24 protein-coding genes and 8 tRNA genes (1 of these 32 cut by a window edge) are annotated in these 22,627 nt (G+C 32.2%); 8 read left to right on the forward strand and 24 right to left on the reverse strand.

What is annotated here, in order from left to right; translation table 11 throughout:
• Positions 1 to 40: 40 nt before the first annotated feature.
• Positions 41 to 1,057: a FecCD family ABC transporter permease gene (locus GQS07_RS00730; protein WP_158209226.1), complete on the reverse strand. Its 1,017-nt coding sequence runs from the start codon at positions 1,055 to 1,057 to the stop codon at positions 41 to 43.
• 1 nt (position 1,058) lies between these two features.
• Positions 1,059 to 2,201, reverse strand: coding sequence for an ABC transporter substrate-binding protein (locus tag GQS07_RS00735; protein ID WP_158209227.1), 1,143 nt, complete (start codon positions 2,199 to 2,201; stop codon positions 1,059 to 1,061).
• A 199-nt stretch (positions 2,202 to 2,400) separates the two neighbouring features.
• On the opposite strand from GQS07_RS00735, the gene GQS07_RS00740 reads away from it, so the two are divergent.
• From GQS07_RS00740 to GQS07_RS00750, 3 genes are all read left to right on the forward strand, one after another.
• The gene (locus tag GQS07_RS00740; protein ID WP_158209228.1) at positions 2,401 to 2,637 is read left to right on the forward strand and encodes a hypothetical protein; all 237 of its coding nucleotides are present in this window, start codon (positions 2,401 to 2,403) and stop codon (positions 2,635 to 2,637) included.
• Positions 2,638 to 2,639: 2 nt separating this feature from the next.
• On the forward strand, positions 2,640 to 3,170 hold the full coding sequence (locus GQS07_RS00745; protein ID WP_158209229.1) for a DUF4252 domain-containing protein: 531 nt from the start codon (positions 2,640 to 2,642) through the stop codon (positions 3,168 to 3,170).
• Positions 3,171 to 3,328: 158 nt separating this feature from the next.
• Positions 3,329 to 3,994, forward strand: coding sequence for a VOC family protein (locus GQS07_RS00750; protein ID WP_158209230.1), 666 nt, complete (start codon positions 3,329 to 3,331; stop codon positions 3,992 to 3,994).
• A 28-nt stretch (positions 3,995 to 4,022) separates the two neighbouring features.
• Here GQS07_RS00750 and GQS07_RS00755 read toward each other — a convergent pair.
• Positions 4,023 to 4,095 (reverse strand) — tRNA-Lys (locus GQS07_RS00755).
• Positions 4,096 to 4,211: 116 nt separating this feature from the next.
• Positions 4,212 to 4,284 (reverse strand) — tRNA-Lys (locus GQS07_RS00760).
• A 295-nt stretch (positions 4,285 to 4,579) separates the two neighbouring features.
• Between GQS07_RS00760 and GQS07_RS13665 the strand changes: the two genes are divergently transcribed.
• Positions 4,580 to 4,738, forward strand: a complete 159-nt coding sequence (locus tag GQS07_RS13665; protein ID WP_199269102.1) for a hypothetical protein — start codon at positions 4,580 to 4,582, stop codon at positions 4,736 to 4,738.
• A gap of 125 nt (positions 4,739 to 4,863) precedes the next feature.
• Here the strand turns inward: GQS07_RS13665 and GQS07_RS00765 are convergent.
• The 6 genes from GQS07_RS00765 to GQS07_RS00790 form a co-directional block, all read right to left on the reverse strand.
• A tRNA-Leu gene (locus GQS07_RS00765) sits at positions 4,864 to 4,945 on the reverse strand.
• A gap of 151 nt (positions 4,946 to 5,096) precedes the next feature.
• Positions 5,097 to 5,169, reverse strand: a tRNA-Lys gene (locus tag GQS07_RS00770).
• 31 nt (positions 5,170 to 5,200) lie between these two features.
• Positions 5,201 to 5,273, reverse strand: a tRNA-Lys gene (locus GQS07_RS00775).
• Positions 5,274 to 5,307: 34 nt separating this feature from the next.
• Positions 5,308 to 5,380, reverse strand: a tRNA-Lys gene (locus GQS07_RS00780).
• A 32-nt stretch (positions 5,381 to 5,412) separates the two neighbouring features.
• A tRNA-Lys gene (locus tag GQS07_RS00785) sits at positions 5,413 to 5,485 on the reverse strand.
• A 30-nt stretch (positions 5,486 to 5,515) separates the two neighbouring features.
• Positions 5,516 to 5,588, reverse strand: a tRNA-Lys gene (locus tag GQS07_RS00790).
• A 129-nt stretch (positions 5,589 to 5,717) separates the two neighbouring features.
• Here GQS07_RS00790 and GQS07_RS00795 point away from each other — a divergent pair.
• Entirely contained in the window at positions 5,718 to 6,233 is a 516-nt protein-coding gene (locus tag GQS07_RS00795; protein ID WP_158209231.1) for a shikimate kinase, read from the forward strand.
• On the opposite strand, the gene GQS07_RS00800 is transcribed toward GQS07_RS00795, so the two are convergent.
• Genes GQS07_RS00800 through GQS07_RS00810 form a run of 3 tightly spaced genes read right to left on the reverse strand, consistent with a single transcriptional unit; the run spans position 6,225 to position 7,675 of the window.
• The gene (locus GQS07_RS00800; RefSeq protein ID WP_158209232.1) at positions 6,225 to 6,722 is read right to left on the reverse strand and encodes a phosphoribosyltransferase family protein; all 498 of its coding nucleotides are present in this window, start codon (positions 6,720 to 6,722) and stop codon (positions 6,225 to 6,227) included. The two genes, GQS07_RS00795 and GQS07_RS00800, sit on opposite strands and share 9 nt — an antisense overlap.
• On the reverse strand, positions 6,715 to 7,308 hold the full coding sequence (locus GQS07_RS00805) for a methyltransferase domain-containing protein (protein WP_158209233.1): 594 nt from the start codon (positions 7,306 to 7,308) through the stop codon (positions 6,715 to 6,717). Before GQS07_RS00805 ends, GQS07_RS00800 begins: the two co-directional genes overlap by 8 nt.
• Positions 7,289 to 7,675 carry an RNA-binding S4 domain-containing protein gene (locus GQS07_RS00810; protein ID WP_158209234.1) on the reverse strand — a complete coding sequence of 129 codons (387 nt, stop codon included), beginning with the start codon at positions 7,673 to 7,675 and terminating at the stop codon, positions 7,289 to 7,291. Before GQS07_RS00810 ends, GQS07_RS00805 begins: the two co-directional genes overlap by 20 nt.
• A 79-nt stretch (positions 7,676 to 7,754) precedes the next feature.
• Here GQS07_RS00810 and GQS07_RS00815 point away from each other — a divergent pair, with 79 nt between their 5' ends.
• Complete coding sequence (locus tag GQS07_RS00815; protein ID WP_158209235.1) at positions 7,755 to 8,840, forward strand: EF-hand domain-containing protein; 1,086 nt, start codon at positions 7,755 to 7,757, stop codon at positions 8,838 to 8,840.
• A gap of 103 nt (positions 8,841 to 8,943) precedes the next feature.
• Here GQS07_RS00815 and GQS07_RS00820 read toward each other — a convergent pair whose 3' ends face one another.
• Together GQS07_RS00820 and GQS07_RS00825 are read right to left on the reverse strand one after the other, a co-directional pair.
• On the reverse strand, positions 8,944 to 9,906 hold the full coding sequence (locus GQS07_RS00820; RefSeq protein ID WP_090407411.1) for a transketolase family protein: 963 nt from the start codon (positions 9,904 to 9,906) through the stop codon (positions 8,944 to 8,946).
• A 22-nt stretch (positions 9,907 to 9,928) separates the two neighbouring features.
• Positions 9,929 to 10,780 carry a transketolase gene (locus GQS07_RS00825; protein ID WP_090407408.1) on the reverse strand — a complete coding sequence of 284 codons (852 nt, stop codon included), beginning with the start codon at positions 10,778 to 10,780 and terminating at the stop codon, positions 9,929 to 9,931.
• Between the two features lie 945 nt (positions 10,781 to 11,725).
• On the opposite strand from GQS07_RS00825, the gene GQS07_RS00830 reads away from it, so the two are divergent.
• Positions 11,726 to 12,511 (forward strand): ABC transporter ATP-binding protein, encoded by a 786-nt coding sequence (locus GQS07_RS00830; RefSeq protein ID WP_158209236.1) that lies wholly within the window; start codon positions 11,726 to 11,728, stop codon positions 12,509 to 12,511.
• Here the strand turns inward: GQS07_RS00830 and GQS07_RS00835 are convergent.
• The 3 genes from GQS07_RS00835 to GQS07_RS00845 form a co-directional block, all read right to left on the reverse strand.
• On the reverse strand, positions 12,495 to 13,499 hold the full coding sequence (locus GQS07_RS00835; protein WP_158209237.1) for a cation diffusion facilitator family transporter: 1,005 nt from the start codon (positions 13,497 to 13,499) through the stop codon (positions 12,495 to 12,497). The two genes, GQS07_RS00830 and GQS07_RS00835, sit on opposite strands and share 17 nt — an antisense overlap.
• Positions 13,500 to 13,509: 10 nt before the next feature.
• Complete coding sequence (locus tag GQS07_RS00840) at positions 13,510 to 14,079, reverse strand: pseudouridine synthase (RefSeq protein WP_158209238.1); 570 nt, start codon at positions 14,077 to 14,079, stop codon at positions 13,510 to 13,512.
• A 117-nt stretch (positions 14,080 to 14,196) separates the two neighbouring features.
• Positions 14,197 to 15,024, reverse strand: coding sequence for an alpha/beta hydrolase (locus tag GQS07_RS00845; RefSeq protein ID WP_158209239.1), 828 nt, complete (start codon positions 15,022 to 15,024; stop codon positions 14,197 to 14,199).
• 201 nt (positions 15,025 to 15,225) lie between these two features.
• Between GQS07_RS00845 and pepT the strand changes: the two genes are divergently transcribed.
• Entirely contained in the window at positions 15,226 to 16,470 is a 1,245-nt protein-coding gene (pepT, locus tag GQS07_RS00850) for a peptidase T (protein ID WP_158209240.1), read from the forward strand.
• A 69-nt stretch (positions 16,471 to 16,539) separates the two neighbouring features.
• Here the strand turns inward: pepT and GQS07_RS00855 are convergent, their stop codons facing one another.
• The 6 genes from GQS07_RS00855 to GQS07_RS00880 form a co-directional block, all read right to left on the reverse strand.
• Complete coding sequence (locus GQS07_RS00855) at positions 16,540 to 16,767, reverse strand: hypothetical protein (RefSeq protein WP_158209241.1); 228 nt, start codon at positions 16,765 to 16,767, stop codon at positions 16,540 to 16,542.
• 131 nt (positions 16,768 to 16,898) lie between these two features.
• Complete coding sequence (locus GQS07_RS00860; protein WP_158209242.1) at positions 16,899 to 17,987, reverse strand: toxic anion resistance protein; 1,089 nt, start codon at positions 17,985 to 17,987, stop codon at positions 16,899 to 16,901.
• An 11-nt stretch (positions 17,988 to 17,998) separates the two neighbouring features.
• The gene (locus GQS07_RS00865) at positions 17,999 to 18,757 is read right to left on the reverse strand and encodes a hypothetical protein (protein ID WP_158209243.1); all 759 of its coding nucleotides are present in this window, start codon (positions 18,755 to 18,757) and stop codon (positions 17,999 to 18,001) included.
• A complete protein-coding gene (locus GQS07_RS00870; protein WP_158209244.1) occupies positions 18,757 to 19,548 on the reverse strand; it encodes a hypothetical protein in 792 nt (263 codons plus the stop codon). Before GQS07_RS00870 ends, GQS07_RS00865 begins: the two co-directional genes overlap by 1 nt.
• A 453-nt stretch (positions 19,549 to 20,001) precedes the next feature.
• Complete coding sequence (gene rpsA, locus GQS07_RS00875; protein WP_158209245.1) at positions 20,002 to 21,756, reverse strand: 30S ribosomal protein S1; 1,755 nt, start codon at positions 21,754 to 21,756, stop codon at positions 20,002 to 20,004.
• Between the two features lie 259 nt (positions 21,757 to 22,015).
• Positions 22,016 to 22,627: the 3' portion of an EamA family transporter gene (locus GQS07_RS00880; protein ID WP_158209246.1), read on the reverse strand. 411 nt of this gene lie beyond the right edge of the window; 612 of the gene's 1,023 nt are visible here — the last part of the coding sequence; its start codon lies beyond the right edge, outside the window; it ends in the stop codon at positions 22,016 to 22,018.

A 22,627-nucleotide genomic window follows, 5' to 3' on the forward strand; every position in this document is an offset into this window, starting at 1 on the left:
TTATAAATTTTAATTTATTTTTATATTTATTCAAAAGTCATTAAGACTGTACTTTATTCCTCAATAATAACCATATAACTATTGGTGCTCCAAATATAGAGGTAACTGCATTAATTGGCAATAAAAACGACTCTCCCTTTATTTGTGTCAATATATCACATAACAACATCAATACTCCTCCTAATAAAGCGGTAGAAATAATCAAATAACGATGGCTACTCACTTTTAACAATAACCGAGCTATATGAGGCACGGCTAAACCTACAAAGGCAATTGGCCCTACAAAAGCTGTAGATACACCTGCCAATAAACTTGTAACCAAAATTATCATATTGCGAGAATTTCTGATATTTATTCCCATTGATAAGGCATAGTTATCTCCTAAAAGCAAAGCATCAAGTGTACGTACTAAAAACAAACACCCTATTAAACCGATAAAAACTACCGAACTAAATAAGGCGATTGTATCCCAAGTTAAATTGCCCAAACTCCCCATAGACCAAAACGTAAAACGCTTTAATTGTTCTGCACTACTAAAATAAGTCAGTATACTCACTACAGCATTGGCAAAACTACCAAACATCAACCCTACAATCAAAACAGTTACTGTATTTCTGACTGTATTCGAAATCAGTAAAACTAATAGTAAAAGGCCTAAGCTTCCTAAAATAGACACTAACGCTATTCCGTAAGATGAAGTCAAAATAGGAACCAATGAAATGGGTAAAAAAGCAGAACCTAAAATCAAAAATGCAACACCTAAGCTGGCTCCTGAACTAATTCCTAATACATAGGACTCTGCCATAGGATTGCGAAATAAGGTTTGCATTAATAGCCCACTCAACGATAGAGCAACTCCTACTAAAACAGCTACAACTGCCTTAGGTAAGCGATAATTAAGAACAATATACTTCCAAGTATCTTTTACCTCAACCTCTCCAAACAATATTTGCACTACCTTAAAAAAAGGAATGTGAATGCTCCCAGTAGCAATATTCATTACAAATACCACTGCCAATACAACAAATAATCCTCCTATACCTATTTTCTTACTCATCCTATTTTAGCTGTTCGTAAAAAGTAGGCTTATACTCGTCTCCTAAAACCTCTGGGTGAAAAATATAGACTAAATCCTTCAAGACCAAATCAGGTCTATTAGGTCCATATTCATAAAAAACGCTTCCTCCCTTTTCGCCCTTTTTAGGAGCAAAAGAAAACACGTTTTTACTTTTAAAAGCGTCAAATTGCGCATAATGAGGATTCGCCTGTTGCATATCTGTCAATGTTTCAAACTGCGCAGGGTTAACCCAATATTTAGCCTTTGCTGCTTTGTCAAAAACAGCTTCGAAAGACAATGACAAACTTCCTGTCCCCTCACTGTCCTTCCACAGATAGTCTGCTTTTGCATCTTTAAAGTACATTGCTACCCAACTTTGACCTTGTGGTAAATACCAAACATCTTGATACATAGCACCACTCATCACAGTTGGATATTCTGTAACATCTTTTACAAGCTCTAATACCTTATTATAATTCTTTGTTACATTATCAAAAAACAACTTAGCTTCTGCCTCTTTCCCATATAAAGCACCAAATAATTTAATCCACTCAGCTTTTCCTAAAGGAGTCTGTTCTACCCAATCACCATTGTAAATTACAGGTATTCCACTTTGTTGAATTGTATGCAGAGCCGCATTATTATCATCCATTGCAAAAGCAACAATTGCGGTTGGCTCTAAATCTAAAGCAAGTTCCGTATTTATCTGTTCATTTTGCCCCAGCTCTTTCACACTACCTGCATTAATTAAATCTCTTATCGGTTGAGAAGAAATATAATCTAAACCAGGAAAACCAACCAGTGTTTGCTCCTCTCCTAAAGCCACTAAAGACGGCAAATGAGTAGTAGAAGTTGCTATTACACGATCAATCGGCACTTTTACTTGTGGAAACTTGCGCAATGAATCTGGCACCACTAATCCGTTTTCTTTGTATAAAACATAAGTAAACTCTTTATCAGCCCCTGCCCAAGGTTGTAAAACTTTGACAACAGTAAACTTATCATAGGTATAAATAGCTAATCCGTTAGCGTATTCAATATCGTTTGTTGCTGCAACTGTTGTTTCTTTCTCTTGCTTCTTTTTACAAGAGAAAACAGTGATAGACAAAAAAGCTATTATAAAAAAATTCTTTATATTTTTCATACTACGTTATTTGGTTGATAAAACAAAAATAGAATAATTAAGCAATAGTAACCTATTCACTCCCGCTATTAATCTTGTGATGTTCAAAGTTTAAACCTGCACCTATCCCTTGTCATTACAAAGGAAATGTAACAAAAAATAGGAAATACCGAAAAACTTCTTACATTTATACAAGGTTTACACCTGTATTAAAAGGACTATGAAAAAAAAATCGCTACAAAAGATATTAATTTTATCTATTTTCTTGATTGCAATAGTGAGCACTGTTTCTCTACTATTACAAGCAAAAAAAACAGAAATACAAACAATTAAAAACACAGACTACGGAACATATAGTGATCCAGAGGTTGCTTATCAAGAATGTTACAAGATTCTAACAGAGCTTTCATTAAACCTTAATGAAGGATTAGAGTCTAATAAAGTCAAAAACAAATAAACATGAATAAAATACTACACTTTACATCTATAGTATTCTTTGCGCTTTTTAGCGTTTCAATGACTTACGCACAAGACGACTTTGCTAAGTTTGAGAAAAACAAACAAATAAACAATGTCATCGTAAACAAAAAAATGTTTGAAATGATGGCAAACGTTAAAGTAGAAGCGAATACAGATGAAGAACGTGTTTACTTTAATCTAATCAAAAAACTGACTATGCTTAAAGTATTCAACTCAAGTGCAAGTCAAGTAAAACCTGAGATGAAAACTACGGTTAACAATTACATCTCTGCACAAGGATTAAAAGAAGTGCTAAATAAAAAAGACAATAATTCTACGATTACTATTTATATTGACAAAGACGGAAACTCTAAAAACGCAAGTCAATTAGTAATGTTCAACGAAGGAATTGTTGATGGACAAGAAAGTATCATTATGTTAATTACTGGTCAGTTTTCATTAGACGAACTAACAGCATTGACAAACAAAATGAAATTACCTCTTGGTAATACCTTAAAAACTTTAAAATAAGATAGAATGCTATTTACATATTAATGTAGGTAGCATTTTTTATTTTCACTCCCTTCTACTTATCAATAAAAACTATTCTCTTATAAATTTAAAAGGAAGTGGACTATCGACTAATTGTATTTTAAAAAATATCTTCGTAATAATTAAGAAATACAATTATGAAATTACAACATATTACAATTTATACAAATGACATTCTACAAACAAAGGATTTCTATGTAAACACATTAAATTTTTCAATTATTCAAGAAACAGAGAATAGGATTACTTTCAAGATTGGTGATAGCCAACTTACTTTTATTCATACATCGAATGATCTTGAAATCTATCACTACGCATTTAATATTCAACCCAACCACTTAAACGAAGCGATTACGTGGTCAGAGAAACGATTTAAACTACTCTTATCTCCTACCAATAACATTGTTACCAATTTTGAACAATGGAAAGCCGAATCTATATATTTCTATGATAACAATGGTAATCTTTTAGAATTTATAGCAAGAGAAGATAGCCCTATTTTAATAGATAAATCCTTTTCATCAGCTGCAATACTTAACATCAGTGAGTTTGGTGTGGTTTCAGAAAAAGCATTAGACAAGGCAAAAGAACTAATAACACTTCATAATCTCTCGTTATTTGACAAAGCAGTTGCCTCAAATCAATTCTTAGCATTAGGAGATGATGAGGGACTACTTATTTTTGTAGAACCAAATAGAGCTTGGTATCCAACTACAGCTAAAGCCAAAAAGTCACAAGCTAAAATAACTATAGTTATTAATAATAACGAAGTAAACCTGCAAAGTACAAATCTATATAAATAAAAAAAGCTGAGATAAATCTCAGCTTTTGTGACCCGACTGGGGCTCGAACCCAGGACCCCAACATTAAAAGTGTTGTGCTCTACCAACTGAGCTATCGAGTCATTAAATCTTTTTCTACTGACCTTCTTTAAAATAAAAATATCAGCATTCTTGCAAAATTTTATTTTCACATACTAAAGACATGAAAATAAAAAAGCTGAGATTGATCTCAGCTTTGTGACCCGACTGGGGCTCGAACCCAGGACCCCAACATTAAAAGTGTTGTGCTCTACCAACTGAGCTATCGAGTCATTGATAAACATTTATTTGTTTCTCAATTGCTGTGCAAAGGTAGCCTTTTTTGAAAACTACACAAACATAGATATCACTTTTTTTAAAAAAAAATCACCCAACATTTTAAACACCACAGTATGAGTAAATAAGACTATAAAATATTTTATGTTATTTATTACATTTAAAGAACAGTTTAAAAAACACCATTTAAGATGTTTATAACTCACTCAAATACATATATGACAAATATCATTTTAAATGTTAAATTTAATACATACCTTTATTGTTAAAATAACAAAAATAAAACATATTATGACTTTACACAACTTACCTCTTTACAACTTTGGTAACGGAACTTTTATGATCATTATCTTCGCATTAGTTTGTGTTGCCTTAGTTATCGCATTGTTCATGATGATGGGGAATTCGAAAAAAGTAAATGATGATGATGAAAAAACAGAAGAAAACTAAAAATAAAGCTACTTAATCACTTAAGTAGCTTTATTTTTTTACCGCCTTTTTTCTCAAAAAAATAACAAGAGTGTCTGTATAAAACAAAAAAAGACAACTGAATACATTCAATTGTCTTTCTTAAGTGACCGCGATCAGATTCGAACTGACACGTCTTGCGACACCACCCCCTCAAGATGGCGAGTCTACCAATTCCTCCACGCGGCCGGTAGTTATATATTCTTTATCCTAAAGTTATGAATAATATTTACTTTTCATTAAAGCAAGGCACAAAAATATTAGGCGTTTCATTTGAAAAATAAAAATACATCTTCTCTTCTATAAAACAGAAAAAGCTACTCCGTAAAGAGTAGCTTTGTGACCCGACTGGGGCTCGAACCCAGGACCCCAACATTAAAAGTGTTGTGCTCTACCAACTGAGCTATCGAGTCAGTGTATTTCTGAAAGTGATTTTTATTTTTGTGACCCGACTGGGGCTCGAACCCAGGACCCCAACATTAAAAGTGTTGTGCTCTACCAACTGAGCTATCGAGTCAATGTTATTTCTGAAACTATACTTTTGATCTTTGTGACCCGACTGGGGCTCGAACCCAGGACCCCAACATTAAAAGTGTTGTGCTCTACCAACTGAGCTATCGAGTCAATGTTTCAGAAATGACTATTTATTTTATATGTGACCCGACTGGGGCTCGAACCCAGGACCCCAACATTAAAAGTGTTGTGCTCTACCAACTGAGCTATCGAGTCAATGCTAATAAGAAATTGAATATGATTTTGTGACCCGACTGGGGCTCGAACCCAGGACCCCAACATTAAAAGTGTTGTGCTCTACCAACTGAGCTATCGAGTCATTATTTCAATTCCTTATTGCGGGTGCAAATATAGAACACTTTTTTAAAAAGTCTAAGCTTTTTTGGTTTATTTTTGTCTTTTATTTTCAAATATTACCTAAGACACTAAGGTACAACCCCTTATTTTTATGAAAAAAATTATCCTATTAGGCTATATGGGCTCAGGAAAATCAACAATTGGTAAAATACTGGCTAAGCACCTACACTTACTTTTTATAGATTTAGACCTTGAAATCGAAAAAAAACTCAATATGAGTATAAAAGAGATCTTCAAAACTAAAGGAGAAGTATATTTTAGAAAGATAGAACACCAATTATTACATAGTATAGTAGCTGAAAATGATAACTTCGTTTTAAGCTTGGGTGGAGGAACTCCTTGTTATGCGAATAACCACCTTGTATTACAAGAACCAGGAATTTGCTCAATCTATTTAAAAGGATCTATTAAAACTCTTGCAGAACGCTTAGAAAAAGAAAAAGAGCACCGCCCAGTATTAAATAATAATACAGACGATACTCTTGAAACTTTTATAGCGAAACATTTATTTGATCGTAGCTATTTCTACTATCAAGCTAAACATATTATTACTATCGATAATAAGACTCCTGAAGAACTTATCAAAGAAATAGAAGTATTAGCTTAAATAAGCATACTCTTCTTCTCCATCAAAAACTACTTGAATGTGTTCTAATAATGATGTAGACAATGATATCCCTTTAAAGTCCGCTTTAACGGGATAGTTCTTGTGGTTTCTATCTACTAAGACAGCCGTTTTTAATTTCTTTAATGGCACATCTAAGAAGTGCTTTACTCCATATATTAATGTAGCTCCAGAATTTAAAACGTCATCTACCAATACTACGGCTTTATTAGCATATTCAGAACTATCTAAAGATGTCTCTATTGGATTGATAGGATTTTGTTTATCAATTCTTACTTCACATAACTTAACTGAAATAGTTGAAATTTCTTGTAATGCTTCTGCTAACTTTTGAGCAAATACATATCCGCTGTTTGCAACACCTGCAATTACAATCTCTTCCTCATCTACATAAGTTTCGTAAATCTGATAAGCAATACGTTTACTCTTAAACTTAATTTCTTCTTTGGTTAAAATAATCTTTTTAGTCATGTTGTTTTATAGTTATAAAAAATAATTCTCTTCCTGCCCTTGGCTTAATCGAATTATATGCTGTTTCTATTAAATTGATATTCAACTTCTCTGAAAGCAATGTTGTGTACTCTTCCTTACTACCTCCAAATGGCGGCTCATCATTTTTAAACTCACAATCAAATAGTACACCTACCAATTTACCTCCTGGCAAAAGTAAATCATACATTTTATCCACATACTTCTTTCTCAATGTTTTTGGAAGTGAACAGAAAAAAGTTTGTTCTATGATAAGATCATATTGTCCGTTGTGTTCAAAAAAATCACCTAACACTACTTTGTCTTCAGGGAAATCAGATACGGCATCACAAGTTTCTCTCATAGCAATATCCGTTAAATCAAGCCCTATTATATTCGTAAAACCTAAACGATGTAAATACAACAACTCGTGTCCGTGACCTAAACCAGGAACTAAAATCTTAATATCCTTATTAGGCAATTGATCTATATATTCCTTTAAAGGAGTTGTAATAGCTCCAACACTCCACTTAGCATTGTTATCTATATATCTCCCCTCCCAATAATCTTTATTCAATGGTTTCGTCATCTTCAATATCTAAATAGTCATCTATATCACGTCTGTCCTTTTTAGTAGGTCTTCCCATTCCTTTAGAACGATAATAATCTTTTGATAATTTAAGGAGTTCTAAATGCTCAAATGACTCAGCAGGTGTCGTATCCTTTCTATAAATATCTACCAATTTTGCCCCTACTCTATTTGGAGGAAGGTCTAAGACTGTCAATTGATAAAGTATTTGGTCTTTTCTAAGCGTAATTTTATCTGTTGGAAAAACCTCTCTTGATGCTTTGGCACTCTGACCATTTACAGTAATATGTCCCTTTTTACAAGCTTCCGTTGCAATACTTCTTGTTTTATAGTATCTAATACACCACAAATATTTATCTATTCGCATATTTTAGCATTAATTTTCTCTTACAAAGTACACAAAAATAAAGTAAAATTGTATCTTGCACTACTAAAATAACTCAAAAATGAATAGATTATTTACAGTTTTAAGTCTTGCCTTTATAGGACTTATTGCCGCTAATTGTAATAAAGATGATAGCCCAAGTGGCCCAAGTGTAGTTGAATTAAGAGACCGCGCTGAAGTTAAACAAGAAAATGAGGCAAGTATTGAAGCTTATTTAAAATCTCATTATATCAAAGAAGAAGGTGATATCATCACTTTTGAAACCATTAAAAATAGTGAATCTTCTATTTGGGATGATTCACGTTTAGTTAAAGACTTTGTGTTAAAATCAGATATGTATGATTTTGAACCAATTCGTAATCCAAATGGTACTACTTCTTTAAAATATACTAAACCAAAAGATGAACTTCAATATAAAGTTTATTATTTAGTTATAAATGAAGGAAAAGGTGACAGAGCATCTACAATTGATTCTACTTATGTAAAACTTAATAATCTTACTTTAAGAAATGAAGAGTTTAATCCTAACTTCCCTGGAAAATATTATACTTTTCCTACTACGCCTAAAGACTTTATGAATATTTCTAATGGACAATATTCAAAAGTACCTGGACAACTTAGAAGTGCTGAACGTCAATTATTAACAAAGATAAAAACAGCGACAGGAATTAAAAATGGTGAAGATGGATTACCAACTTATGATGAAGGATCTGCAGGTAGAATTATTGCTTTTATCCCATCTGGTTTAGGATATTTTAATGCTGGAGCAGGAAGTAAATTAAAAGGTTATGAAGCTTATATTACTGACCTAACATTAATCCATAGATTAGAAAGAGATCACGATGGTGATGGTATTCTTTCAAAATACGAGGTTAATGTACAAAAACCTGTTGAAGAATTAACTTTAGAAGATTATTTTGGTTTTGACACAGATGGAGATGGTATTCCAAACTTCTTAGACGACGACGACGACGGAGATGGAGTTCTTACTAAAACTGAACTATTCAAAGAAAGAGTTGATGGGGTTAATATATACTACAACTTTGATGACCCTGCATTAAAAACTTGCAATGACATTCCAAGATATTTAGACAAATCTTGTTTCCCTGACCAAAAAGACGGTGAAATAATATGGCCTAAGAAATAATAAAAAGAACCGTATCGAATGATACGGTTTTTTTATCAATATCCTTAAACTAAAAAGGGCTTCACAATGTGAAGCCCTTTTTATATCTATAAAATAATAAATATTATCTTTTGAATTTACGGTTGATAGCTACTTGTGCTTTTTCAACAATAGCAGCAGCATTTAAACCATATTTCTCCATTAATTGTTCTGGAGTACCTGATTCACCAAAAGTATCTTGTACTGCAACAAATTCTTGTGGTAACGGATTGTTTAAAGCTAATACTCTTGCAACGCTTTCTCCTAATCCTCCTAAGAAGTTATGCTCTTCTGCAGTAACAATACAACCAGTTTTAGCAACAGAACTTAAAATAGCTTCTTCGTCTAATGGTTTAATTGTATGAATATTGATTACTTCAGCAGAAATTCCTTTTGCCTCTAATTCCTCAGCAGCAATTAACGCTTCCCAAACTAAGTGTCCAGTTGCAACAATTGTAACATCTGTACCTTCGCTTAACATAACAGCTTTACCAATTTCAAATTTCTCATCAGCTGGTGTAAAGTTAGGAACTACAGGACGACCAAAACGTAAATAAACAGGACCATCATATTCAGCAATTGCTAATGTAGCCGCTTTTGTTTGGTTGTAATCACACGTGTTAATTACAGTCATCCCAGGTAACATCTTCATTAATCCAATGTCTTCCAAGATTTGGTGAGTTGCACCATCTTCTCCTAAAGTTAATCCTGCGTGAGAAGCACAAATCTTAACGTTTTTCTCAGAATAAGCTACAGACTGACGAATTTGATCATATACACGACCAGTTGAGAAGTTAGCGAAAGTTCCTGTAAAAGGAATTTTTCCACCAATTGTCAAACCAGCAGCAATACCAATCATATTTGCTTCTGCAATACCTATTTGAAAGAAACGCTCTGGATGATTTTTAATAAACTCATCCATTTTCAAAGACCCAATTAAGTCAGCACAAAGTGCAACTACATTTTCATTCGTTTGTCCTAATTCAGCTAAACCAGCACCAAATCCTGAACGTGTATCTTTGCTACCTGTATTTGTATATTTTTTCATATTGATTCTAATTAAATAAGGATTAATAATCTCCAAAAGAAGTTTCTGGATTTTGTTTAAAAGCTTCTTCTAATTGAGCATCGTTAGGTGCTTTACCATGCCAAGCATGAGTACCCATCATAAAGTCAACTCCGTTACCCATTTCTGTATGTAATAATACACAAACTGGTTTTCCGTTCATTGTTTTAGCTTTTGCTTCTTCGTATCCTTTTAAGATAGAATCGATATCATTACCTTTTTCTATTTCAATAACGTCCCATCCGAAAGCTTCAAACTTAGCTTTTACTGATCCTAAGTCTAATACTTTATCTGTTGGTCCGTCAATTTGTTTTCCGTTTAAGTCAACTGTAGCGATTAAGTTATCTACTTTTTTAGCAGATGCATACATCATTGCTTCCCAGTTTTGACCTTCTTGCAACTCACCATCACCTAATAAAACGTAAACTAAATGATTGTCTTTATTTAACTTCTTAGCTTGAGCAGCTCCTAAAGCTACAGATAATCCTTGTCCTAATGATCCTGATGCCATACGTACACCTGGTAAGTGGTCATGAGTAGTAGGGTGTCCTTGTAATCTTGTATTTAATTTTCTAAAAGTAGCTAATTCGCTTACTGGAAAATATCCACTTCTTGCTAATACGCTATAGAAAACTGGAGAGATGTGTCCGTTTGATAAAAAGAAAAGATCTTCATCTGTTCCGTTCATTTCAAATCCATCTTTTCTGTCCATTAATCTTTGATACAGAGTCACTAAAAACTCAGCACATCCTAATGATCCTCCTGGGTGTCCAGAATTTACAGCATGAACCATTCTAAGAATGTCTCTTCTTACTTGAGTAGTTAACTCTGCTAATTGTTGTGTGTTCGGTTTCATATTTTAACAATAGAATTATTCGTCTTACAAATATAGGATTTATTTACTGTTTACGCCTATTTTTAGCAACCAATATGTAGGATTCTCATCCTATTTAATCGTAAAACACCCTTTTTAAAACTAATCATTTCAATCTGTTTAATTAATCTTTCTCACTTTAAAACACTTATAAAAACAGATCATTACTTGCCTTAATCCTTCTTTTAATTGAATATGTCTGTTTGCTATTTTCTTTTGCAAAAACGAGTATATCGTAACTTTTTCTTCTATTAAATATTGATAAAACACTTCTTCTATACCTTAATTTTAATTCAAAGAAAACAATCTTGTTCTTTACTATTTAACGTTATATGAATTAGATATATAGTATAAAAATTGATTATAACGAATAAGTATTAGCAAGATAACTATATAGAATACCATTTTTATTTGACCAAACTCCGACACTCCTCCGACAATAGTCCGACCACAAATTATTCAGCCCAGTATTTTCAGGCAATTGCCAGATTATTGTCGGACTATTGTCGGAGGATTATGCGACAAGCCTTGTAAATACAAGGAATAAGTATAACCTAAATAAATAGAAAAATTAGTATTTAAAACACCCTCTAAAGAATACAAACATTTAAAAACCAACACTTTAAAAACAAAAAGTATTTAAAAAAACAATAAAAAAAATACCATATTTTATCTGTGTTTTAGACAAAAATAAAGTGAAAAAGCACTTAAATATCTGTGTTTTGTTTCAAAAACTCTTTTTAAACACCAAATACTAATGTATTTTTTCCTTTAATAAAATTCTACAAAAACAACATTCACCCTATTTTTCTAATTTTCATTATTAATTAGACACTTATTTGTTCATAGTCCTAAAATTTTAACTTGTAGTTTTTTCCTATCTCCTAATTAAGTATTTTTAGACTTTGAAAAACTATATTCTTCTGTATGCACACTCCCATTCTACAAACAAACAACTTAACTATTGGATACAAACATTCAAAAAATGGTTTTGTTACTGTACAAAAAAATGTCAATATTCGTTTGGAGAAAGGAAAACTGATTTCATTGGTAGGAATTAACGGAATAGGGAAGTCAACTTTACTGCGCACTTTGTCTGCAAACCAAAAAAGCATCAATGGGCAAATAGTATTAAAAGATAAAAATCTTCAAGAATACACAAATAGTGATCTTGCTAAAATTATCAGTGTTGTATTAACAGAAAGAATTCCTCTTTCAGATCTAACTGTACAAGAACTAATTCAAATCGGGAGAACACCTTACCTTAATCACTACAGTAAATTAACGAAGGAAGACATCTATTGGGTAGATCAGGCAATTGATTTAACAGGGATAACTGATTTAAAAGAAAAGAAAATTGACCAATTAAGTGATGGTCAATTACAGCGTGTTTTAATTGCAAGAGCTTTAGCACAAAACACCCCTATTATTATTTTAGATGAGCCTACTAATCATTTAGATTTACATCACAAAGTAGCATTGTTTAAGCTATTAAAAGAATTAGCTCATAAACAAAATAAAGCTATCTTATTTTCGTGTCACGATATGGATCTTGCTATTCAATTAAGCGATGAAATCATTGTTTTAAAACAGGATTATACTACACAAGGTAAAACAGAGGCTTTAATTGAAACGGGAGTTTTTGACAACTTCTTTGAGGACGAAAACCTTGTGTTTGATCGCCTTCAAAAAAGGTTTATTTTAAATCTGTAGTGGCACTATTGTGTCTTTTGTTTTTCAAAACGTTCTCAATAGTCCATTTTATCTGATGTTCAAAAGGGTCTTTTCTAAAAGGACATTCTTGTTTTGAACATATCTTACATGAAAAGGTTTTACAATCATCCATATGTACAAATAGTTCTAAGTCTTCTCCAAACTTATCGATGATTTCTTTTTCTAAGATCTCAACTTCTTTATGTCCTTCTACAATGTTGAAATACCAAGGCACTGTCATATGACAGTCAAAATGAAGTACCGTACCGTATTTTATAATTCTAAGATTGTGTAAGTCAATCCAGTTTTCACGTCTATGTTCTTGTAGATAATCAACAACTTCATTCAATAAGATTTCGTCTGTTTCATCCATAATACCAGATATCGCACCACGAACAATTTTATATCCTGTAACCATAATTATTACAGCAAATAACAAAGCAACTCCTCCATCTAACCAATGATACCCTGTGAAATACAATAAGACTAATCCGATGATAATACCAATGGTTGAATATGTATCTGACTGTAAATGCTTACCACTTGCAATTAAGGCTAAAGATTTGTTCTTTTCTCCTTTTTTTACTGCATACCATCCTAAAACATAATTGATTATAGCGGTAATACCTACTAAGTAAATTCCGTAATCTAATTTACCTATTGGCTGTGGATTCATCAAATTACGAACCGCCTCTACTATAATAATAATACCGGCAAGCATAATCATCCCTCCTTCTAAGGTAGCAGAAATAAACTCTACTTTCCCATGTCCGTAAGGGTGATTTCTATCCCGCGGTAACGACGATAAATAAAGGCTGTATAGTCCTACAAATCCACTTACTACGTTGATAACACTTTCTAAAGCATCTGTCAAAATAGCTACGGAGTTAGTTAAATACCACGCTAATACTTTAATTAAGAAAAGTAAAACTCCAACGGTTGCTACAATCTTTTGAAATTGATAATTCTCTTTTGCCTTTGTATTCATATCAATAATCTTATAGTTGTTCGATTTCTATTACTTCACCAACTTCCATACCTTTTAACGAAACATCGCCTATGCGAACACGTACTAAGCGCAAGGTAGCAAATCCAACAGCGGCAGTCATTTTACGAACTTGTCTAAACTTACCTTCCTTTAAAACAAGTCTTACCCAACTCGTTGGTCCGTGTCTTTCATCTCTAATTCGTCTTCCTACACCAATCCAATCTGGTAAAACAGGTAGTTTTTCAACTTCACAAGGTTTTGTCATATACTTCTCACCCTTCACACCTATCAAAACTCCTTGGCGCATTTGTTCAACTGCCTCGTCTGTAACTAAGCCATCAACTTGAGCATAGTATTCCTTTTCATAATGAGCACTTCTAACACGCTCACTCGCCATTCCGTCTGTTGTCAAAAACAACAACCCCTCTGAAGTTTCATCTAATCGACCGATAGCCATTGTCCCTTCAGGAAAATCATATAACTCTCCTAATTTGTGCTTCGTTCTTTTCTTTTCGTAGATAAATTGGCTGATGTAACCGTGCGGTTTGTATAACAAAAAATGTCTGTGGTTTTGCTCCATTTTTACTTGTGGTATGTCGTTTGAGTAACAAGGCGCAAAGGTATATATTAATCAAGCGCCTATTATTAGGATTCTATTATAATTTATTGGTAAAACTTTGACTAATATTTCTACTGATTACTTACTTGACAGATTTATATCAAAAAAACTATCAATTGCCTCTACGTATCTTTGCCCGTGATATTCGTTTGATAAAGCTTGAAACCCTTGCAAATGTGTCCCTTTAAAAAACACTAATTCATTTTTAGCATTTAAATACTTAGCTCTTTTACTTTCATCTGGCGTTGTTAATCCATCACGATCTCCTGCAAACAAAAGCATTGGCACAGATAATCTACTCAAAGCTTTTTCATAATCGGTTGCACTTGGTGGTAATTTATAATCTTGTTGCAAATGACTTTTAACCTTTTCAATAATTAATGTTGGACTTGAAACAAAACCTTCTACAACCATATAATCGAATTTATCTTGACTATATAATAAAGTAGCAGGAATACTTCCCATTGATAAAGCCCAAACGCCAACGGGTTGTTTAAAACGAGTTTTAGAATAATCTACTACTGCTTTTAAATCAGTAACAAATTCGTCATAATATAGCATTGTGGTCTCCATTTCAAAAGCTTGACTTTCTCCATAACCACGATAATCAAACATCACAATGGTATAACCTTGTTTTACCATTTCTAATACTTGACGAACATAGTATGACATATTTCCACTGTCTCCATAAGCTAATACAAACACCCTATGTTTATCAACTTCTTTAGCCGGCATACAAATCCAACTCTTTAAACTAAAATTATCTTCTGTTGTAATTTCTACAGCCTCAAAAGATATATTGGAAATTGAATTTAAAGGATGATCTACATATTCTTTGATTGGCTCTACAGCTCTCGTTATTGTTGTAGCCAATAAAAAAAACAGAATAAAATACTTTTTAAACATCTCGTTTGATTTGATGAGAATCAAATATACAACAATTCAATAGTTCTCATTAAATCACATCTTCATATTAGATGCTCTTTGAAAAGTTAAATTATAATTAAGATTAGCTATCTATCACATTAAACAATAAATATCATTGCTTAATTGTACTGCTATAACACTTTAAATCCTTACTTTTGTTACTATAAAAACTTATACATTATGCAACATATCATTGATCGTTTCATCAGTTATGTAACTGTTGATACAGAATCTGATCCTTCTTCAAACTCTTGCCCGAGTACTGAAAAACAATGGGATTTAGCTAATAAATTAGTTGAAGAATTAAAACAAATCGGTCTTGAAGATGTAACTATAGATGAGAATGCTTATATCATGGCTACATTACCAAGTAATGTAGAACACGAAGTTCCTACTATCGGTTTTGTTTCTCACTTTGATACATCTCCTGATTTCTCTGGAGCTAACATAAAACCACAAATTGTAGAGAATTATGATGGTAAAGATATCGTGTTAAACAAAGAACAAAATATCATTCTATCTCCTTCTTACTTTAAAGATCTTTTACAATATAAAGGACAAACTTTAATCACAACTGACGGTACTACACTTTTAGGTGCTGATGATAAAGCAGGTATTACTGAAATTGTTTCTGCAATGGAATACTTAATTCAACATCCAGAAATCAAACACGGTAGAATTCGTATTGGATTTACACCTGATGAAGAAATTGGTAGAGGAGCACATTTATTTGACGTTAAGAAGTTTGACGCTGAATGGGCTTATACAATGGATGGTAGCCAAATTGGTGAGTTAGAATACGAAAACTTCAACGCTGGTTATGCTAAATTAACTTTCGCTGGTAAAAGTGTTCACCCTGGTTATGCAAAAGGAAAAATGATTAACTCTATTCTTTTAGCTAACAAATTCATCTCTCAATTACCTAAAGATGAAGTTCCTCAAAAAACAACTGGTTATGAAGGTTTCTTCCACGTACACCACGTAACTGGTAGTATTGAAGAGTCTGTGGTTGAATTAATCATTAGAGATCACAACCTTAAAAAATACGAGAAACGCAAAAAGCAAATTGCTAAGTTAGCTAAAAAGTTCAACAAAAAATATAACAAGAAATTTGGTGGAGATATCGTAAACTGTGAAATCGGTGACCAATATTTCAATATGCGTGAAAAAGTTGAACCTGTAATGCATATCGTTGATATTGCTGAACAAGCAATGAAAGAATTAGATATTAAACCTCTTATCAAAGCTATTCGCGGTGGTACTGATGGTTCTCAACTTTCTTACATGGGATTACCTTGTCCTAATATCTTTGCTGGTGGTCATAACTTCCACGGGAAATACGAATATGTTCCTGTAGAAAGTATGGTTAAGGCTACTCAAGTTATTGTTAAGATAGCTGAATTAACTGCTCAAAAAGGAAAATAATCTTATTTTGAATATACAAAAAAAGCTACCCTAATGGGTAGCTTTTTTTATTTACTAAAACTCTATTCATTATTTTTTAAACACAGGCAGCGAATCATTTGCATGCAATGTAAAATAAACTGCTGGTGTTATAAGTGGCAATAAAAACATCATAAGTAACCATACTCTTGATTCTCTTCCAACTATGCGTATATTCATAATTAAATGAATTAATCCATAGCCCCAATAAATAGCTAATAATAATAGTCCAATTACAATTACTGAACATTCTGTTATTCCGATAGTCGCTATCTTCATTCCTCAAGATTTATATAAAATATCATTCGTTAATTAATTAACGATAAATTACTTTACAAAAATCAAACCACAGTAAACAAAAAAAGGTTAGCATTGCTGCTAACCTTAAATTTATCCTATTTACTTTTAAGTTACTTTACTGAATTATTGTTACTTAGCAAATGTTTCTTTAGATCGTTTTCAGAATCTTTTAACTCAATTTCAACAGCACGTCTTTTCTCACGTCCTTCTGCTTGAATACGAACAATCTCATCAATTGTAGTAATAATATCTGAATTAACTTTACGAATCGTTTCTATATCTACTATTCCACGTTCTGTTTCTTTTGCAATCTTGATAGTTGAATCTTTAAGCATTTCACTATTCTTAGTCAATAACTGATTCGTAGCATCATTCACTGCTTGTTGCGCTCCTAATGCTTGTTGAGAACGAGCTAAGCCTAATGTTAATACCATTTGATTTTTCCATAATGGCAATGTATTTACAATACTTGATTGTAATTTTTCCATCAACATCAAACTATTATTTTGTACCATTCTGATTTGAGGTGATGATTGTAAAATAACCATTCTCGTTAATTTTAAATCGTGAACCTTTCTTTCAAAGCGAACAACTTGTTGTTCGAAATCTTTAAATGCTTGTATTTTACCTGGGTCATTAGCCTCTTCTGCTTCAGCTTTTAATCTTGGTAATTCGATTGTATTTAGCTCGTGTAACTTTTCATCTCCTGCAGCTATATATAGTGACAATTCTTTAAAGTAATTCTTGTTCTCATCAAATAGCTTATCAAACATTGCAACATCTTTCATCATTATCTTGTAATGACGCTCTAATTGCACTTCAACTGCATTAATATTATCTTCTACTTTAGAATACTGCGTTTGTAATCTTGCTATTTTCTTTTTCAATGTGTCAAAGAATGGAAATAGACTCTTTTTATTTGCAATCCCCTCAAATGACTTAACGTCTTCTTTTAAACCAACAAGGATATCTGTAGTTTCACCTAAATCCTTTGTCTGAACTTGTTTCAATATTTCGGTAGCAAATGCACTTGCTTTTAACTGACTTGCCGCACCATATTGAATAACTTGAGTTGTATTTGACAAATCAATAGTTCCTTTATATGATTCAATTTGCTTTAATTCTTGTGGACTAAAATCCACTGAAACCTCAGGAGCTAATGCTCTTTCATCTCTTAATTGTTGAATATCCTTTTCCATATTTCTTTTTTTTATAATAGTCCTCTATTTTTTAAATCTTGTACATACACTTCTGACTCTGATTCCACTTCAATATTTTGAAATTTCATCTGATTCATCAATTCGTTTTCGAATGCTTTAGTAGCTTGAGCTATCGTAGATCGAAGCTTTAATTCGGCTTGCTTTACAGTATCATTATCTAATTTAGATAATTCCAATTGATGGTATTGTTGTAATATATTTTCTATTGAATAAGCGTGACGTTCCAAAAACAAATTACTGATGTTCTTATTGTTTTTAGTAATTGATTTAGTCATTGAAATCATTAAAGCAATATTTCCTTTTACTTCATCACTTGTAAGCACATTTTTCCAACGTTCTAAACTAATAACAAAATCACTAACAGACAACACTTCCGATATGCGTTTACGACGCATAAATTCAACATAATCGTATTCTACACCCCATCTCACATTAATAATAGAACGTAAATCAACGCGCTGTAAAAAACTCTTATAGTGCATTCCTACAACAACAGCCCCACTTAACATAATCAAAAATGAAATAATCTTAACCCAAAATAGTTCTCCAAAAGTGATATACATAAAATAAACACTTGCGTATAATGCACTCCAAACTAATCCTCCGTATATCAGATTACGAATACGTCCAATAATTGCCATGTAGAACATAGCAACCGGCGGAAGAATAAATGGAAAAGCTATAGCCAAAATACTTAACCAACCAGTCTTAAATTCCCAATTCTTTGATTTCTCTGTAAATACTCCCATTATAACAATCCTCTTCCTTTTAATATAGATAAATATACTTCTGCTTCAGCATCTACCTCTAATATTTGCATTTCAAACATTTTTGATAATTCATTTTCAAAAGCTAACCGAGCTGAACTAATCAATTGTGCCAACTTCTCCTTTGCTACTTTAACTTCTGTATTTTGCAAATAATCTTTATCAAGTGTTATATATTGTTGTAAAGCATTTTCAATTGTTGATGCATGTCTTTCAAAAAACAAATCACTCTTGGATGGATCTGTTTCAACAATAACATTTACTAAACGTACTAATTCGTCTATATCATCTTGCATAGCACTATTAGCTATATTCTTTTTAAGATTCGTAAGGTTGTTTATAAATAAATCTTTACGTGATATATTCTCTTCTACATTTACAAGTTGAGTCATTATTGAAAAATAACTATACACTTTATCCTTCTCTAAATTGATATAGTCTTTTAAATCTAAGCGTTGCAAATACTCTCCTAAATACAAAGACATATAAGCTACATAAATATAGAAACTGATAAAGTTTAATGTAAGAATAGTCATAAATCCTTGATCTGCCATATAAGCAAATAAAGAAATGATCAAAAACAATAAGTAGATTAATGAAATAAATAACGTGGTTTTAGTCCACTTACTTACTTTAACGATAGCTCCAAATACAGCTACAGCAATTGGTGTGAGTAAACCTAAGCTTAAAAAACTCACTCCTCCCACAACTCCTAATAAAACTAATGAGTTCTTAAACTCCCAACTTTTACTGCGATTAGTAAACCAACCCATTTGTAAACATTTAATTTTGTACTAAAGATATTAAAAAGCAAAGTAGATTCATATAAATCTTATCATATACTTCACACTATTTGCTATGATTGCTACAGCTTCATTTACAATTATCCTATAGGCACACCAAAAAAACATGGAGCAGTTATAAACATCATACAAAATAAAAATAATAGTAAAACATCTCCAATAGTAAAAGGAAGTATAGAAGACCACAGCTAATAACACAATAACTTATAAAGGCATCGTTTAAACTTAGTAAAATCATTTGCTATAGATTAAAACACACTTCATATACACATTATAACGGATAGGCCAATAACAAGACACAAAGTATATAGAACATATATATACTATATAGTGGTCCACTTATTAAATTACGCAATAACAAAAATCCATAAAAAAAGCCCCAACAAATGTTGGGGCTTAAGAAATATTATAAAAGATTAGGAATTAGTTTCCTTTCTCCATTCTTTCTTTTAATTCAGCAAGAGCGTCGATATCTCCTAATGTAGTTTTCTCAGCAGAAGCAGAAGCTGTTTCAGCAGTTTTTACATTTTTCTCTTCTTCCTCACGGAAAATAGATGTATGAGAAGCTACAACTCTTTTGAATTCTTTGTTGAACTCAATAATTTTGAATTCAGCAGTTTCACCTTTTTTCAACTTTTTACCGTCTTCTTTTTCTAAGTGACGAGTTGGGATGAAAGCTACAACGTCATCTTCGAATACTACAGTAGCACCTTTGTCTACTAATTCAGAGATTTCACCTGTGTGAACAGTACCAACAGCGTAAGCTTGTTCGTATTTATCCCATGGGTTAGCTGTAGTTTGTTTGTGTCCTAAAGATAATTTACGACCTTCAACGTCTAATTCTAATACAACAACTTCTAATTTGTCTCCAACGTTTACAAATTCAGATGGGTGTTTGATTTTCTTAGTCCAAGATAAGTCAGAGATGTAAATTAATCCATCAATTCCTTCTTCTAATTCTACGAAAACACCAAAGTTTGTAAAGTTACGAACGATACCAGTGTGTTTAGAACCTACAGGGTATTTAGAAGTGATATCAGTCCAAGGATCTTGAGATAATTGTTTGATACCTAAAGACATTTTTCTTTCTTCTCTATCAAGAGTTAAGATAACTGCCTCTACTTCGTCTCCAACTTTTACGAAATCTTGAGCTGATCTTAAGTGAGTAGACCAAGACATTTCAGAAACGTGGATTAAACCTTCAACTCCTTCAGCAACTTCGATGAAAGCACCGTAGTCAGCTAAAACAACTACTTTACCTTTAACTTTATCTCCTACGTTTAAGTTAGAATCTAAAGCATCCCATGGATGAGCGAAAAGTTGTTTTAAACCTAATTGAATTCTTGTTTTCTCGTCATCAAAGTCTAAGATTACAACATTCAATTTTTGGTCTAATTCTAATACTTCACTTGGGTGGTTGATTCTTGACCAAGATAAGTCAGTAATGTGGATTAATCCGTCAACACCTCCTAAGTCAATGAATACACCGTAAGAAGTAATGTTTTTAACAACACCTTCTAACACTTGACCTTTTTGTAATTGACCGATAATCTCTTTTTTCTGGATTTCGATATCAGCTTCAATAAGAGCTTTGTGAGAAACAACAACGTTTTTGAATTCGTGGTTAATTTTAACTACTTTGAATTCCATTGTTTTGTTCACGTATTGATCGTAATCACGGATTGGTTTAACGTCAATTTGAGAACCTGGTAAGAATGCTTCGATTCCGAATACGTCAACGATCATACCACCTTTAGTTCTACATTTTACGAAACCATTAACGATTTCTCCTGTCTCATGAGCAGCAATAACTCTATCCCAAGCTTTGATAGTACGAGCTTTTCTGTGAGATAAAACTAATTGTCCGTATTTATCTTCTCTAACGTCGATTAATACTTCAACTTTATCACCAACTTTTAAGTTTGGATTGTAACGGAATTCGTTTAATGAAATAACACCTTCAGATTTAGCGTTGATATCAACAATCGCATCTCTGTCAGTAATTCTAACAACAACTCCTTCTACAACTTCTTCGTCATCTGTAGAGATAAACGTTTTGTCTACTAAGCTTTCAAACTCTTTTAATTGGTTCTCATCAACAGCATCAATACCGTTTTCGTAGTTATCCCAGTTAAAGTCATTTAAAAATTCCTCTTGTGTTTTAATGTTTTCAGACATATCTGATAAAAATTTGTATTCTGTTTTTCTTATAAGTTTCTATAAATCAATTATTAAAAACAGAAGGGTTTAAATATTATTTTATAATTGCTAATAGGAAACCATGTTGATCTAAAAGCTGTGCAAAAGTAATACAATTAAATTACCTACCAAAACAATTACTCTATTTTTACACTTCAAACAACTCAATATAAAAGCTTTAAATAAAAAAAGCCTTTGGATAATCCAAAGGCTTTTTTTATTTATTTAGCGAACATTATTAATTGCTTACATTAAGTTGTTCATTGTCTTTTTTTTGAGAAGCAGATTTCTTTTTAAAACTTTTAAAAACTTTACTGCCTTTGTATAAATCCCAATTCATTAATGCAACACTTACTAACACAACTCCTAATCCACCTACTTGTAAACTTGTAATAATATCATCTGTAAAAAAGTAGCTTAATGCTACTGCTACAACAGGATTTACATAAGCATATGTACTAACTTCAGTAACTGGTCTATTCTGAATCAACCAAATATATGAACCAAAAGCTAAAATAGAACCAAATGTGATTAAATAAGCTAAAGAGAACCAACCACCTGTTGATATATCTGCTGGATCAAACGCAGCAAACTCACCATTTAACGTTGCAACAAGAGAAAATAACACCCCTGCTGTAATCATTTGCCAAGAAGTTTTTACCATTACGTGTAAATCCTCACCTTGATCTTGATTCTTGTCTTTTGAATATTTTGAATACAACGAACCTATTGTCCAAGCAATAGACCCTATGATTAATAAAACCATACAAAAAATATTCAACAACTTTTGAGATTCATCACTTGCTATTGTAATTTGTTCTGCGAACAACATTATAACCCCAATAAATCC

Source organism: Myroides phaeus (assembly GCF_009799805.1).
Classification (GTDB): Bacteria; Bacteroidota; Bacteroidia; order Flavobacteriales; family Flavobacteriaceae; genus Flavobacterium; species Flavobacterium phaeum_A.

Excerpts from the sequence above, each read along its gene's own strand:
- GQS07_RS00825 (WP_090407408.1), bottom strand. The coding sequence starts at position 10,780 with ATGAAACCGAACACACAACAATTAGCAGAGTTAACTACTCAAGTAAGA.
- GQS07_RS00795 (WP_158209231.1), top strand. The coding sequence starts at position 5,718 with ATGAAAAAAATTATCCTATTAGGCTATATGGGCTCAGGAAAATCAACA.
- GQS07_RS00830 (WP_158209236.1), top strand. The coding sequence starts at position 11,726 with ATGCACACTCCCATTCTACAAACAAACAACTTAACTATTGGATACAAA.
- GQS07_RS00745 (WP_158209229.1), top strand. The coding sequence starts at position 2,640 with ATGAATAAAATACTACACTTTACATCTATAGTATTCTTTGCGCTTTTT.
- GQS07_RS00860 (WP_158209242.1), bottom strand. The coding sequence starts at position 17,987 with ATGGAAAAGGATATTCAACAATTAAGAGATGAAAGAGCATTAGCTCCT.
- GQS07_RS00805 (WP_158209233.1), bottom strand. The coding sequence starts at position 7,308 with ATGACGAAACCATTGAATAAAGATTATTGGGAGGGGAGATATATAGAT.
- GQS07_RS00845 (WP_158209239.1), bottom strand. The coding sequence starts at position 15,024 with ATGTTTAAAAAGTATTTTATTCTGTTTTTTTTATTGGCTACAACAATA.
- GQS07_RS00820 (WP_090407411.1), bottom strand. The coding sequence starts at position 9,906 with ATGAAAAAATATACAAATACAGGTAGCAAAGATACACGTTCAGGATTT.
- rpsA (WP_158209245.1), bottom strand. The coding sequence starts at position 21,756 with ATGTCTGAAAACATTAAAACACAAGAGGAATTTTTAAATGACTTTAAC.
- GQS07_RS00855 (WP_158209241.1), bottom strand. The coding sequence starts at position 16,767 with ATGAAGATAGCGACTATCGGAATAACAGAATGTTCAGTAATTGTAATT.
- GQS07_RS00835 (WP_158209237.1), bottom strand. The coding sequence starts at position 13,499 with ATGAATACAAAGGCAAAAGAGAATTATCAATTTCAAAAGATTGTAGCA.
- pepT (WP_158209240.1), top strand. The coding sequence starts at position 15,226 with ATGCAACATATCATTGATCGTTTCATCAGTTATGTAACTGTTGATACA.
- GQS07_RS00815 (WP_158209235.1), top strand. The coding sequence starts at position 7,755 with ATGAATAGATTATTTACAGTTTTAAGTCTTGCCTTTATAGGACTTATT.
- GQS07_RS00870 (WP_158209244.1), bottom strand. The coding sequence starts at position 19,548 with ATGGGTTGGTTTACTAATCGCAGTAAAAGTTGGGAGTTTAAGAACTCA.
- GQS07_RS13665 (WP_199269102.1), top strand. The coding sequence starts at position 4,580 with ATGACTTTACACAACTTACCTCTTTACAACTTTGGTAACGGAACTTTT.
- GQS07_RS00735 (WP_158209227.1), bottom strand. The coding sequence starts at position 2,201 with ATGAAAAATATAAAGAATTTTTTTATAATAGCTTTTTTGTCTATCACT.
- GQS07_RS00730 (WP_158209226.1), bottom strand. The coding sequence starts at position 1,057 with ATGAGTAAGAAAATAGGTATAGGAGGATTATTTGTTGTATTGGCAGTG.
- GQS07_RS00800 (WP_158209232.1), bottom strand. The coding sequence starts at position 6,722 with ATGACTAAAAAGATTATTTTAACCAAAGAAGAAATTAAGTTTAAGAGT.
- GQS07_RS00840 (WP_158209238.1), bottom strand. The coding sequence starts at position 14,079 with ATGGAGCAAAACCACAGACATTTTTTGTTATACAAACCGCACGGTTAC.
- GQS07_RS00865 (WP_158209243.1), bottom strand. The coding sequence starts at position 18,757 with ATGGGAGTATTTACAGAGAAATCAAAGAATTGGGAATTTAAGACTGGT.
- GQS07_RS00740 (WP_158209228.1), top strand. The coding sequence starts at position 2,401 with ATGAAAAAAAAATCGCTACAAAAGATATTAATTTTATCTATTTTCTTG.
- GQS07_RS00810 (WP_158209234.1), bottom strand. The coding sequence starts at position 7,675 with ATGCGAATAGATAAATATTTGTGGTGTATTAGATACTATAAAACAAGA.
- GQS07_RS00750 (WP_158209230.1), top strand. The coding sequence starts at position 3,329 with ATGAAATTACAACATATTACAATTTATACAAATGACATTCTACAAACA.